This is a genomic window from Clostridium aminobutyricum (assembly GCF_017255415.1).
Lineage (GTDB): Bacteria > Bacillota > Clostridia > Peptostreptococcales > Anaerovoracaceae > Aminipila > Aminipila aminobutyrica.
This window is the reverse complement of the sequence record NZ_JAFJZZ010000002.1, coordinates 329,281-341,903: the sequence shown is the minus strand read 5'-3', so window position 1 is coordinate 341,903 and position 12,623 is coordinate 329,281. Positions and strand designations below refer to the sequence as shown.

Below are 12,623 nucleotides of genomic sequence, written 5' to 3'. Positions count from 1 at the left end.
GTTTCGAGAATGAATGTCGTAACTTGTATACAAAATACAATCAAAGCAAATATAAATTTGATAGTAGATACTATATGGGTTAACAATTCTATTATGAACGAGATTACGTTAATGAACTTTAAGAGGATATCCTATTTTTCTGTTATTGGAATGATCGTAAATTTGACCAGCATAGTTGTTTTAAATCTAAATGCAGAAATAGAAGATCAAATCTTAATGGAATGGCGTAAAGGAATTATTATAAGCCATAGCGTCTTATTTATCATCTTTGCGGTGACAGGCATCTGGTGCTTTTTAATCAGAGAAAAAGAAAAAGCCAATTTTAGTATGAGGTTTATTCAAGGATTTATTAACATAAATACGTTTATATTTGGAACGATTATCACTTTTATCGATCAGCTTGTTACGACCAATATAACACCATTTTTAGTTGCTTGTACGATTACCGGCGCGGTCTTTCTGATGAGACCGGTCTTCGCCTTGATTTTATATCTGGCAGCATATGCTGGATTTCATTATACGATTGGATTGGCACAGCTCAGTCCGATTATCTTGCTTTCCGACCGAATCAATGCGATTACTGCGATTGGGATCGGTTTCTGTATTTCATTAATCATGTGGCAGACTAATAAATCGAGCATCATACAAAAAAGAGTGATTTCAACCCAGCAGGAGGTATTGGAACAAAGTAACTTAAAGCTTCAGACTCTTGCTTTTTATGATTCATTGACGGGGCTTTACAGCAGAAGAAAATTTGAAGAACTGCTTCAAAGTGAGATCTATGATATCCTTCACCATGAGCATGAGTCTTGCTTAATCATTTCAGATATTGATTTTTTTAAAGAGATTAATGACAATTACGGTCATCCTATAGGCGATATGGTGATTAAACAAATGGCTTCTTTATTGAAGAAAAATGTTCGGAAAACAGATTCCGTTGCCAGATGGGGCGGTGATGAGTTTCTGATACTATTGCCCCATACGTCAACAGTGGAAGGCACAGAAATTGCGGAGAAACTCAGAAAGACCATTGAAAAGAAAGCGTTCTTTATTAAAGAAAAAGACATTCAGGTTACATCAAGCTTTGGTGTGGCCGGATTGAAAATCGACACGACTGACACACTTGAATTCGCATATAAGGATGCGGATAAAGCGCTGTATAGTGCAAAAGAGAAAGGCAGAAACCGAGTGGAAACAGCCTGATATACGGTAGATTAAAAGAGGACTCCTAGTTGGAGTCCTTTAAAGATTTCGCCTTTGTTTTATTTACGAGCAGCGAGATTTCAATTAAAAGCGCAGCTAAAGAAACAAACTGAGGATAAGCTAGGTACATAGGGGCCCAATCCGGATCGAATTTATTTTTAAATTTACGCAACCCTTCAAAACTATAAATGAGTCTGCCATGTTTATATACGAAGTGAGCCACTTTTTCCGCAAGATGTGCCTTAGGACCCGCACCCACTTGAGAGAGGGGAGCAACACTGAAGCTAAAATAATGGTAGCCTTCTTCTTTAAAATACATCAACAAACGAATGAAAATAAAGTCCATGGTTGAATTCGGTACATTATTTTTAAACCGCATCAAATCAATACCGATCGTTTCTCGCTGTTGATCATGATAGGTCAAAGAAACAAAGGCTATGATCTCTTGATCTGCCGATCGTTTTACAACAGCTATCGGAGACTGCTGCAGGTAGTCTCTGTTAAACCATCCTACGCAAAAACCCATCTCTTTTCTTTTACCCAGCCATTCCGAAGAGATTTGTTCCAGTTCTTCCAAAAATTCATCTCGAAAAGGCGGATACAGCACTTCAAATTCATATCCATCTTTCGCAAACCGATTGACCGTATTGCGGAACGTTCTGCGATTGGAGCCCAGCATTTCAAAACAAGATAAATCGACTACCGCTTCTTCTCCAAGCTTAAAAAAATAAAAGCCATTATCATGATACATGGACATATTGGATTCTTCGACTTCATAAAAAGCAGCTTTATAGCCGTAAAGGTCGATGAATTGCTGGAATTCTTGGATTCCCTGTGAAAAGAGAGCGGGTTCACCCATCGGATCACCCAATACAATGGCTTTGTCGGAGTATCTGGAATAGGCGATTAGTACTTGACCGTCCGCTGCCCAGAACAAGTTTTTATCGCCGAGATAAATCAAGTGGGATAAGTGATGCCCTTTATATTTTGCAAAGAACTCTTTTAACTTTTTTTCATCGGCTCCCTCAAAACGTGCATCTTCATCGATACCCTCCCGCTTGATATACCAAACAATCATGAAAAGCAGAAACAGACTGTAAACCACAATTCCCGAATGGATAAACGTATGAATGTGATGAAAACCTAGGTGCGGATAGTGGAATATCTTAATGTAGTGAAAAAACAGGCTATGGCTGATCTTCAAATGCACAATCAAAAGTGCAAGAACACTGAGTGAAGCTGCTATAAAATGGCTGGGTTTAGTCAAGACACTTTTTCGATAAAAGTTGGTTTTGGATAATCGCAGAACACCCATTGAAATGAGAATAAAAATAAACTCTTCAAAATCAAGTCCTTTAATAAAAGTGAAAATGCCTCCGATCAAAAAGAGGAGCATCGTAGCATGATAAGCGCGTTTTACCCGAAAGAATATTTCCTTTGCCGTGATCAAAAGCATGAAGCCAACGGCAATGGAGATACTGCGGGAATACTGCAGGAACGTAATCGACGTTAAATCTGCAATCAGTTTACTTCTTGAAATCAGACCGGGTGTCAAACCGGAGATTAGCAGAACCAAGCTGCACATTAATACGATAGTAGCCATAATGGTTGCAATCAATTGGCCGTAAGCGTCTGATTTGATGGCATACCCTTTTTGCTCCGTACGGTTTAAAACTTGTAAAGAGAAAACCAAGATGGCAACTCCTGCCGGAATAAAATAATAGAAAACTCGATACAAGATCGCTACGACAATGGCCTGGCTTGCTGTTAACCCCATCATTTGAAGCGCAATAACCGCGATTAAGTCAAAGGCACCGATACCGCATGGCAAGAAACTCAATAGACCGATTATAGAGGCGATAACGAAAATGGACAGCGTGTTTATGTAGCTAATCTCCGTATTATAATAGTGAACCAGCGCATAGAAAAGCACACTGGTCAACAGCCATTCTCCGGTGGATACGGTTAAAAGCTGAACCCTTAAAATAAACAGCTTTGAAGCACCAAAAATCTCGGGCCACAGCCGACAGCCTTTCACCAAGCGATCCAGAAAAAAATAGGCAGGCAAATATAAGCTGGCAAGCAGCAGACAAAGCAAAACCCATTGATGCTGCTCGATGATAAATGAAATGCTGTGCAGATGAAAGAATGTGAATATCGAAAGAAAAGAGAGGCCCGTCACAGTCGATAAAGCCAAAACATTGTGATAGCACGCTACTTCCTCCGGCTCGATATAACGCGTTTTAAAGAGCAGTTTTTTAACCGAAATTCCTGTGATTCCACCGAAGCCAAATAAAGCATTTAATACATTCGAAACAAAAGAAATGCTGAATAAGTCTTTTATTTCTATTTTACTTTTTAAGTTCTTTAACGCGAAGACATCATAAAAGACCATCGACATGGAAGCGATAATCCCTAGTACGGCAAATAGTAAAAGCCACTGAACAGGAATCGTGCGAATGGTATGCAGAGAGCTTGCAAGGTGAATGCCTTGCAGTTGATGCCTTGCTTCATATAGAATGAGTGTAATCAGTGCACCTGCGAAAAATAATTTAGAAACCCCTTTATAATGTTTTAATAGAAAAACTCTTATCCGTTGAATGATGTTCATACTATCCCCTTTAAATATTTACTTATCCTCAAGAATAGGCAAGCAACTACAGATTGAATAATAGTTACTGCCTTTATCCCTTCCCATGCCTATGGCACTGAACGATAAATAATCTATTAGTGTAATATTATACCATACTCCGCTTTATATCATAGAGAAAATTCAATAGGCTTATATGTTTTAACCAATGCGACGAAGGTATTAGTCGATCGATTGAATGCTGTGTACAAGGCAATTCCGCTATCGCGGAGGAAAGTGCCGCAGTGAAACTCTTTATTGATATGACCAGCAACAGCAGAAATATTACATATTATAAGACCGTTGCTACATTTTGTAAAATATAATATAATTTAACGAATAAGAGTATGTTTACATATATTTGCAAGATACTGTATGAAATCGTAATTAAAAAATAATTGGAGGTAAATTACTATGGATATTGATTATTACGTAGGTGGGATTGTATTATTCCCTTACAGTTTTAACCTATCAGGCTGGCTGCCATGTGAAGGCCAGGAAATTCAAATTATTCAGTATCAGGCTTTGTATACGTTAATTGGTACAAAATTTGGGGGAAATGGATCAACTACTTTTAAATTGCCAAATTTAACAGGTGCAGAGCCAATATCAGGAATGAGGTATTATATTGCAATGACAGGTATTTTCCCATCAAGACAATAAAATAATAAAAATAAATTTATAGGAGGTAATTTATTATGGATTATTACATAGGTGGAATTGTCCTTTTTCCTTATGGTTTTGCTCCATGTGGATGGATGGCATGTGAGGGTCAGATACTCAATATAAATGAAAACCAAGCGTTGTTTGCATTAATAGGACTAAAGTTTGGCGGGAATGGAAGAACTACATTTGCTTTGCCAAATCTAAGGGGTGCAGAGCCGATACCTGGTATGAATTATTATATAGCAACTCAAGGGATTTTCCCGTCAAGGTACTAACTCACTTTTTTAAAAACAATTAATCGCTACTTTCGGAATAAAACAATCAAAATATTTTGATTTAGGAAGGATGGAGATAAAAATGGCAATTACAAATATTGCTTTAAATAAAGCGGCTACAGCAAGCGGATATGTTAAGCCTTTTGCACCATCCATGGCTGTTGATGGCAAGTATACGCCAATTAATCGATGGTTGTACAATGGAGTAAGTGCAAATACTCCCGCCACATTAACTGTTGATTTAGGTAAGCCTTGTGTCATAACGTCATGGGTTGTAAAGCACATGGGAACTATTGCAGGGTGGGCAACACCTGACTACAATCTGTCAGATTTCAAGCTGCAAGGTAGTCTCGGTAACGCAACGTGGGTTAATCTTGATGTTGTAACGGCGAATACGTCCAGTGTTACTAATCGTCCTATTTCTACGCATGCTGTATACAGATATGTAAGATTATATGTAAGCAAAGGTCTGAATGCTAATCACCAATCAGCCTCTGTTGTTGAACTTGAGATTTATGGATATATAACCCCATACCTATCAAGTCTAGGACTTGATGTTAACAGCGTAGCACTTCCTATCAATCCTGCATTTGACTCGATTATTTTCAACTATACAACATCAAATGTGCCTTACAGCACATCAAGTATTAATGTAGTTCCTATCGCGCAGGATCCAACTGCTTCTATAAAGGTGAATAACACACCTGTAGCAAGGGGGTCAAGCACACCTGTTGCATTAAATGTAGGAAGCAACAACATCGGTGTAGTGGTAACAGCAGTAGATGGCGTAACTACTCAAGCTTATACGGTGACGGTGGTGAGGGAAGAGGGTACGATTTGACTGATCCTACAATAAACAGCGATACGCTTAATCCGACATTCTCAAGCAGTACATTTGCTTATACAACTGAAAAAGTAAACATCGTTTTGGGTCAGTACATTACCCAAGATGGTGTTTATTTTTTGGTATATATTGTAATTATTGACTTAATGAAAGTATAATGAGGATAAGAGGGAAAACGAATTCTCTCAATAAGAAAAAAGATTGCTGAGATAAAATTGGAGGGGAAGACATGAATTTAAAGGATAGGATTGAAGAAATTTTATTGGAGTATGTCGCAATAAAAACACATACAGGAACGGAACTGGAGATCAACAATGAGATCTTTTTCAAGAGATGGTTTGAATCAGTACCCTATTTAAAAGAAAATCCTGAATATTGCGGGTTTTATCCGGTTAAAAACGATTATTTAAACAGAACGTGCCCGTGGGCACTCTTAAAGGGAAACGGAAATGACACGGTGATTCTGATGCATCATACAGATACGGTAGATGTGGATGATTTTGGCGCGTTCAAGGACCTTGCTTATCAACCGTATACGTTAGAAAAGTTCATGAAAGAGGGCAATGTCGAGCTGGATGATGCTGCAAGAAATGATTTAGCTTCAGAAGAATGGATGTTTGGAAGAGGGGCATCGGATATGAAAGGCGGTGGCTGCATTCACCTCGCTTTGTTTGAGCAATATTGCCAGCAGCAGGAATTCAATGGAAACCTTTTAATTCTTGCCGTTCCGGATGAAGAAAATCTATCTGCAGGGATGCGGTCAGCAGCTTTTTTATTAAAGGAGTTGAGAGAAAAGTACCAATTGGAATATAAGCTGCTTTTAAATGTAGAACCGCACGAGCGAATGGATGAAAAGAATATAACCATTTACGACGGTTCCGTAGGAAAACTGATGCCGGTGTTTTTGGTGCGCGGTAAACTTTCTCATGTCGGGCAGATTTATAAGGGATTAAATCCGATTCATCTCTTGTCGGCCATTGTGAGAAAGACGGAAATCAATCCGGATTTCATTGAAAAAGACGGCAATACCATCACCCCGCCTCCGGCGTGGTTGTACTTCAAAGACAGAAAGGAAATCTACGATGTATCCTTGCCCCTTTATGCAGGGGGATATATGTCTGTTTTATCCCTGACCAGTTCGCCTAAGGAAATCCTGAGCCGCTTAAAAGTGATCAGCAAAGAGGCTTTTAATGACGTTCTGGCAGATATGAAAAAGAGCTATGAAACATACAATCAGGGACTCGCTGGAAGCGGTGAAGGAATCGAGTGGGAACCTAAAGTAAAATTCTACAGTGAAATCTATGCGGAGATTTCAGCGGAAAGAGGCGAAACGTTTAAGCAAGAGATCAACGTTTATCAAATAAAGCTGGAAAAAAGCATTCGTGCAAATGAAATCACAAGAGTGGAAGGAATTTATAAGCTGATGGAGAAAACCCTTGAATACGGTTCCGATCTTTCTCCTGTAGTGGTGATTGCTTTAGCGCCTCCGTATTATCCAAGTACAAATAATACGATGCTTTCCAATGCCGCACAGACGCAGGAGCTGATTGATAAATTGAAGGCATACGCAGCAGAGGAAATGAGGCAGGAGATCTATACGCAGAATTATTTTACAGGAATATCCGACCTAAGCTATGCCATGTTTACATTGGATCAGGAGGACATAGAATACATCAGCAGCAATATGCTTTTCTGGGGCGACATGTATTACATTCCGTTAGACATTATTAAAGAGCAATCCATGCCTGTACTGAATGTAGGCCCATGGGGAAAAGATTTACATAAATATACGGAACGGGTATTTAAGCCGGATCTGTTTGATCATACGCCAAAGTTGGTGGATTATCTGATAAAAACGATCCTAAACTGACGCGTAAATAGACGCCATAAAAAGCACCTGAATGATACATGTTTGTTTCAAGTGAAAGTAAAATCACCTATCAAACGTTATCCTTTCAGGTGCTTCTTTTATAGGATTTTCACCGTATGGCTTCAATCCTCTCGAGTAATTTTTTTTCGTTGAGAGCCCCTTGATAATCAGAGACGATATTGCCGTCTTTGTCGATGAAGAAGGTGGTAGGGATGGCTGTGATTTTATAGGCCTTTGCCGCCTCTTGTTTGGTATCAAAGAATACAGGAAAAGAATAGTCATTTTCTTCAATAAAACGTGACCCTGTTTCCGTTGATTCACGTATACCATCAGCCAAATCGACGATCAGGAAAACCACATCCTCTTTCACTTCAGGATAAACCTTCTCGAAATGAGGCATTTCCCGCTGGCAAGGCGTGCACCAAGATGCCCAGAAATTTAAAACGATCGGTTTGCCAAAGGAATCGGACAGCTTTACCTCGTTTCCATCGGCATCGAGAACCGTAAAATCAGCTGCCGCAATCTTTTTCGTATTCAAGCTGGAATTCGGGTCAAAAACATTGGAAAGATACTGGTACGCCGCTCCCGCAATAGCAAGAAAGATAACAAAACTAAGCAGAGCTATTAAAGTTTTTCTTTTCTTATTCATATTCTTTACCTCTTAAAACGTTAACAGGGATAGAAAGAATCCCATCGTTCCGGTTGCCATAAGTAAACCTAGCAGGATAAGTAAAGTACCGGAAATCAAGTTAATGATCTTATAATTTCTTTTAATAAAATCGAATGTACTTTTTAGTTGTTCAATCAGTACGGCACTGACTACAAAGGGTATCCCAAGACCTAGAGAATAGCTTAAGAGCATCAGTATGCCCTTCATACTTTCACCGCTTTGAGCTGCCAGCATCAGTGCAGAACCGAGAAAGGCTCCTACACAAGGAGTCCAGCCGATGGAAAAGATAATACCAAACAGAACGGAGGAACAAAAGCCAAGGTTGCTGAATTGGTAATTCAGGTGTCTGTTTCTATTGATAAAGGGAACCTTTATGATGCCTATAAAGTTGAGACCGAAGAGAATGACAATCAGACCGCTGATTAAATTAAACACGGTTTTGTATTCATTCAAAAGGGTTCCCAGAGTCCCTGCAAAGGCACCCAGTAATGTAAAAATTAAAGTAAAGCCCAGCACAAAGCCTAACGCATTGGAGAGTGCCCTGCCGCTCCGAACTTCCTCATTCTGTCCCGCAAAATAGGACACATAAAGGGGAAGCATCGGGAGGAGGCAAGGGGATATAAAGGTGGTGATTCCTTCTAAAAAAGAAAGAAGATAACTCATATTATTTCCCGCCCCTTCTTTATCAAGTTTCTTTTATTATTTACACGGATTGTATGGTTTTTAAACAGTCCAAAAAAATTTTATTCATCCGATCTATCTCTTATTCTGTTTATTCTATTATAGTACAAGATAGAGAAATTTCTATCAGTAATTTAATCATGGATTACTCGAATTCATTTAGAAAACTTTTTCGTTTTTATATTGACTTTTTATATTGACATTTATGCACGAGAGCTATATACTACAAAACAAGTAATAATATCATACTAATCTGATATGAATTGTATGCTATAAAAATGAGGTGAGACAATGCTCCAAATCAAAAACATTCAAAAATCGTTTAAAGATAATGTCGTCTTGGACGGCATTGATATAAAAATTGAAAAGGGAGATGTGGTGGTTCTTCTGGGACCAAGTGGCTCGGGCAAGACGACGCTTCTCCGCTGCATAAACTTTTTAGAGAAAGCAGACAGCGGATCGATACTATTTGATGATCTGACCGCAGATTTCACGAGCATTACTAAAAGAGAGATTGCTGCATTTCGTAAGAAGACCGGCTTTGTCTTTCAAAACTATAACTTGTTTAACAATAAGACAGCGCTCGAAAATGTAGCAATCGGATTAATTCATGCCAGAAAAATTCCGCCGACAGAGGCTTACGAGATATCAAAGAAAGCACTGGATAAAGTGGGACTGAACGATAAATACGATTTTTATCCTTCCCAATTATCCGGCGGGCAGCAGCAGCGGGTAGGTATTGCAAGAGCTTTTGCCTTTAACCCCTATGTTATCCTGTTTGATGAGCCGACGTCTGCACTGGATCCGGAGCTGATCTCGGAAGTACTTTTCATCATGAGGCAGCTGGCGAAAGAGGGAACGACTATGCTGGTTGTGACCCACGAAATGAGTTTTGCTCAGGAGGTTGCCAACCATGTGATTTTTATGGATAAAGGCAAGATTGTCGAACAAGGTACACCGGAGGAAGTATTCACCCAAACGAAAGAAGAACGAACAAAGCAATTTTTAAGAAGAATCAATCATTTTTCTGATTACGCAATATAGAAACAGAGGTGAGGAGAGCATGCGATATGAATCAATAGCCATTCACGGCGGAAAATCAGATGACAGTGGGAAAAATGCGGTGAATTACCCGATTTACTTATCATCCACTTTCACGCAACCAAGTCTTGATCAATTTGAGGAATTTGTCTATAGCCGAGGCAACAATCCGACAAGAAGCAATGTAGAAAAGTTGGTTGCAGAGCTGGAAGGTGCCAAGTATGGGCTGGCTCTCGCATCCGGAATGGCTGCGACAAGTCTTGTCTTTGGATTGCTCAAACAAGGCGACAAAGTATTAATAAATAATAACGTCTATGGCGGGACCTGGCGATATGTCTCAAACATTTTTGCCGATCATGGGATTGAATATGAAGTCGTAGATGATTTTAATTTCTATGATTTCAACGATGCCGCCGCCAACGTAAAAATGGTTTTTATAGAAACGCCGTCCAACCCATTATTGGAAATCACGGATATCCGGAAAGTAAGTGAGGAAGCGAAAAAACGCAATATTTTAACGGTGGTGGATAACACCTTCTTAACTTCTTACTTTCAGAAGCCGTTGGTGTTAGGGGCCGACATTGTCGTCTATTCGGCGACCAAGTATTATGCGGGTCATTCGGATATCCTGGCCGGACTCGTTGTACTGAATGATGAAGAACTTTATACGAAGCTGAAATTTTTTCAAAATACTTACGGCGGTATCTTGAGCCCATTGGATTCTTTTTTACTGACAAGAGGAATCAAAACACTGAGTCTAAGGCTTGAAAAACATCAAAAGAATGCCTTGCTTATAGCGCAGTACTTTGAAAACCACCCGGCTGTAAAAGACGTTTATTACCCGGGACTGAAAAGTCATAAAAATTATGAACTTCAGCGTTTTCAGGCAATCGGGGACGGTGGAGTGCTATCGTTCCGGTTACAGGATGGCTGGGACAGTAAAAAATTCATTGAAAATCTGAAGTTTTTTGGCTTAGCAGTCAGCTTGGGAGGTGTGGAGTCTTTGATTTGCCATCCGGCTTCCATGACCCATGAATCCTATAGTCCTGAATGGCAGGAAAAAATCGGAATTGACAGCAAATTGCTGCGGTTAGCAGTCGGCATCGAACATGAAGAGGATCTTTTGGAAGACCTCTCCAATGCGCTGGATAAAGCAAAAATTTAAAGTGTAATTATAAATAAAAGAAAGAATGAGGTAAAGAAAATGAAAAAGCGAACTATTGCTACAATATTAACGGGAGTCCTCCTTGTAGTGGGGTTAACCGGATGCGGTGCAGCCAAACAGACAGAAGAAAATGAGAAGGATCTGCTTGCCAGCATAAAAGAGGCAGGTGTAATCAAGGTCGGTACAGAAGGGACCTATGCGCCGTATACATACCACGATGACAGCGGTGAACTGGTGGGGTATGATGTAGAAGTGGCCCAGGCGGTTGCAGAGAAATTGGGCGTAAAGGCAGAATTTGTGGAGACAAAATGGGATAGCATTATTGCCGGTCTTGATGCGAAGCGTTTTGACATCATTGTAAATCAAGTAGGAATTACGCCAGAAAGACAACAGAAATACAATTTTTCAATTCCGTATACCTATACAAAAGGTGCGCTTATTGTAAAGGAAAGTAATCAAGATATTAAGAGTTTTGAAGATTTATCCGGTAAAAAATCCGCACAATCACTGACAAGCAACTGGGCGAAACTGGCAGAAAGCTATGGTGCTGAATTAGTAGGAACCGATGGGTTTAATCAGTCCATTGACTTAGTGCTGGCAGGAAGAGCGGATGCGACGATTAACGATAACTTAACCTTTTATGACTATGTGAACCAGAAGCCGGATGCTGATGTAAAAATAGCTGCGTTATCCGATGAAAGCAGTCAAAATGGAATTTTAATCAGACAAGGAAATGAATCGCTGGTGGAAGCTATCGACGCTGCCCTTGCTGAGCTTACCGCAGACGGTACTCTAAAACAGATTTCTGAAAAATATTTCGGAGTAGATGTCTCAGTAGAACAATAATTTTGTAAAAAACGAAAGGAAGGTACCCGTGATGGAGTCCCGTATAATAGAAATTTTGCTCAGTTCATTTTTTAAAATTTTGATTCCAGGATTAGTCTATACAATCCCCCTTACTTTAATTTCCTTTTTTCTCGGGCTGATCCTTGCACTTTTAACCGCCATGGTTCAAATTGCTGATATTAAGATTTTAAAACAAATTGCAAAATTTTATGTTTGGATTATTCGCGGAACGCCATTGCTTGTACAGATTTTCATCATATTTTACGGGTTACCGAGTGCCGGTATTGTGCTGGATCCCTTTCCGGCGGCTATTATCGCCTTTTCCTTAAATGTCGGCGCCTATGCTTCTGAAACGCTCAGAGCAACTATACTGTCGATTCCAAAAGGTCAGCTGGAAGCCGGATACTGTGTTGGTCTGTCTTATGTACAGACGATGAGACTGATTATTCTACCGCAAGCCTTTAAAATTGCCTTTCCACCTCTATTTAATTCGTTTATCGGGCTGGTGAAAGATACGTCTCTTGCGGCCAGCATCACTGTGACAGAAATGTTTATGGCCACTCAGCGAATAGCGGCAAAGACCTATGAACCGCTGGCCCTTTATTGCGAAGTAGCAGTCATCTACCTGATGTTTTGTACTGTTTTGACTCAGCTGCAGAATTATGGTGAGAAAAGAATGAACAATCATGCAAACTAGCATGGTTGTCAAAAATCAAATACATACGGTCACTTA

At 39.7% G+C, this 12,623-nt stretch carries 13 protein-coding genes; 10 read left to right on the top strand and 3 right to left on the bottom strand.

Annotated elements, in window-relative coordinates:
* Nucleotides 1-9 precede the first annotated feature (9 nt).
* The gene (locus JYB65_RS07855) at nucleotides 10-1,203 is read left to right on the top strand and encodes a GGDEF domain-containing protein (protein ID WP_206582099.1); all 1,194 of its coding nucleotides are present in this window, start codon (nucleotides 10-12) and stop codon (nucleotides 1,201-1,203) included.
* 25 nt (nucleotides 1,204-1,228) lie between these two features.
* Here the strand turns inward: JYB65_RS07855 and mprF are convergent, their stop codons facing one another.
* On the bottom strand, nucleotides 1,229-3,814 hold the full coding sequence (gene mprF / locus JYB65_RS07850; protein WP_206582098.1) for a bifunctional lysylphosphatidylglycerol flippase/synthetase MprF: 2,586 nt from the start codon (nucleotides 3,812-3,814) through the stop codon (nucleotides 1,229-1,231).
* 432 nt (nucleotides 3,815-4,246) lie between these two features.
* On the opposite strand from mprF, the gene JYB65_RS07845 reads away from it, so the two are divergent.
* From JYB65_RS07845 to JYB65_RS07825, 5 genes are all read left to right on the top strand, one after another.
* Entirely contained in the window at nucleotides 4,247-4,495 is a 249-nt protein-coding gene (locus JYB65_RS07845) for a phage tail protein (RefSeq protein WP_206582097.1), read from the top strand.
* Between the two features lie 35 nt (nucleotides 4,496-4,530).
* Nucleotides 4,531-4,773: a phage tail protein gene (locus JYB65_RS07840; RefSeq protein WP_206582096.1), complete on the top strand. Its 243-nt coding sequence runs from the start codon at nucleotides 4,531-4,533 to the stop codon at nucleotides 4,771-4,773.
* 82 nt (nucleotides 4,774-4,855) lie between these two features.
* On the top strand, nucleotides 4,856-5,614 hold the full coding sequence (locus tag JYB65_RS07835; protein ID WP_206582095.1) for a cadherin-like beta sandwich domain-containing protein: 759 nt from the start codon (nucleotides 4,856-4,858) through the stop codon (nucleotides 5,612-5,614).
* Nucleotides 5,611-5,775 (top strand): hypothetical protein, encoded by a 165-nt coding sequence (locus JYB65_RS07830; RefSeq protein ID WP_206582094.1) that lies wholly within the window; start codon nucleotides 5,611-5,613, stop codon nucleotides 5,773-5,775. The genes JYB65_RS07835 and JYB65_RS07830 overlap by 4 nt, the downstream gene beginning before the upstream one ends.
* A 71-nt stretch (nucleotides 5,776-5,846) precedes the next feature.
* Nucleotides 5,847-7,487 carry a M20/M25/M40 family metallo-hydrolase gene (locus tag JYB65_RS07825; protein ID WP_206582093.1) on the top strand — a complete coding sequence of 547 codons (1,641 nt, stop codon included), beginning with the start codon at nucleotides 5,847-5,849 and terminating at the stop codon, nucleotides 7,485-7,487.
* Between the two features lie 109 nt (nucleotides 7,488-7,596).
* Here JYB65_RS07825 and JYB65_RS07820 read toward each other — a convergent pair whose 3' ends face one another.
* A complete protein-coding gene (locus JYB65_RS07820) occupies nucleotides 7,597-8,136 on the bottom strand; it encodes a TlpA family protein disulfide reductase (protein ID WP_206582092.1) in 540 nt (179 codons plus the stop codon).
* Between the two features lie 12 nt (nucleotides 8,137-8,148).
* Nucleotides 8,149-8,820 (bottom strand): cytochrome c biogenesis CcdA family protein, encoded by a 672-nt coding sequence (locus JYB65_RS07815; protein WP_206582091.1) that lies wholly within the window; start codon nucleotides 8,818-8,820, stop codon nucleotides 8,149-8,151.
* Nucleotides 8,821-9,129: 309 nt separating this feature from the next.
* On the opposite strand from JYB65_RS07815, the gene JYB65_RS07810 reads away from it, so the two are divergent.
* The 4 genes from JYB65_RS07810 to JYB65_RS07795 are packed head-to-tail and all read left to right on the top strand — an operon-like array spanning nucleotide 9,130 to nucleotide 12,587.
* Entirely contained in the window at nucleotides 9,130-9,882 is a 753-nt protein-coding gene (locus JYB65_RS07810) for an amino acid ABC transporter ATP-binding protein (protein ID WP_206582090.1), read from the top strand.
* Between the two features lie 19 nt (nucleotides 9,883-9,901).
* Nucleotides 9,902-11,044: a trans-sulfuration enzyme family protein gene (locus JYB65_RS07805; protein ID WP_206582089.1), complete on the top strand. Its 1,143-nt coding sequence runs from the start codon at nucleotides 9,902-9,904 to the stop codon at nucleotides 11,042-11,044.
* Between the two features lie 39 nt (nucleotides 11,045-11,083).
* Nucleotides 11,084-11,890 carry an amino acid ABC transporter substrate-binding protein gene (locus JYB65_RS07800; RefSeq protein ID WP_206582088.1) on the top strand — a complete coding sequence of 269 codons (807 nt, stop codon included), beginning with the start codon at nucleotides 11,084-11,086 and terminating at the stop codon, nucleotides 11,888-11,890.
* A 31-nt stretch (nucleotides 11,891-11,921) separates the two neighbouring features.
* Nucleotides 11,922-12,587, top strand: coding sequence for an amino acid ABC transporter permease (locus JYB65_RS07795; RefSeq protein ID WP_206582224.1), 666 nt, complete (start codon nucleotides 11,922-11,924; stop codon nucleotides 12,585-12,587).
* Nucleotides 12,588-12,623 lie beyond the last annotated feature (36 nt).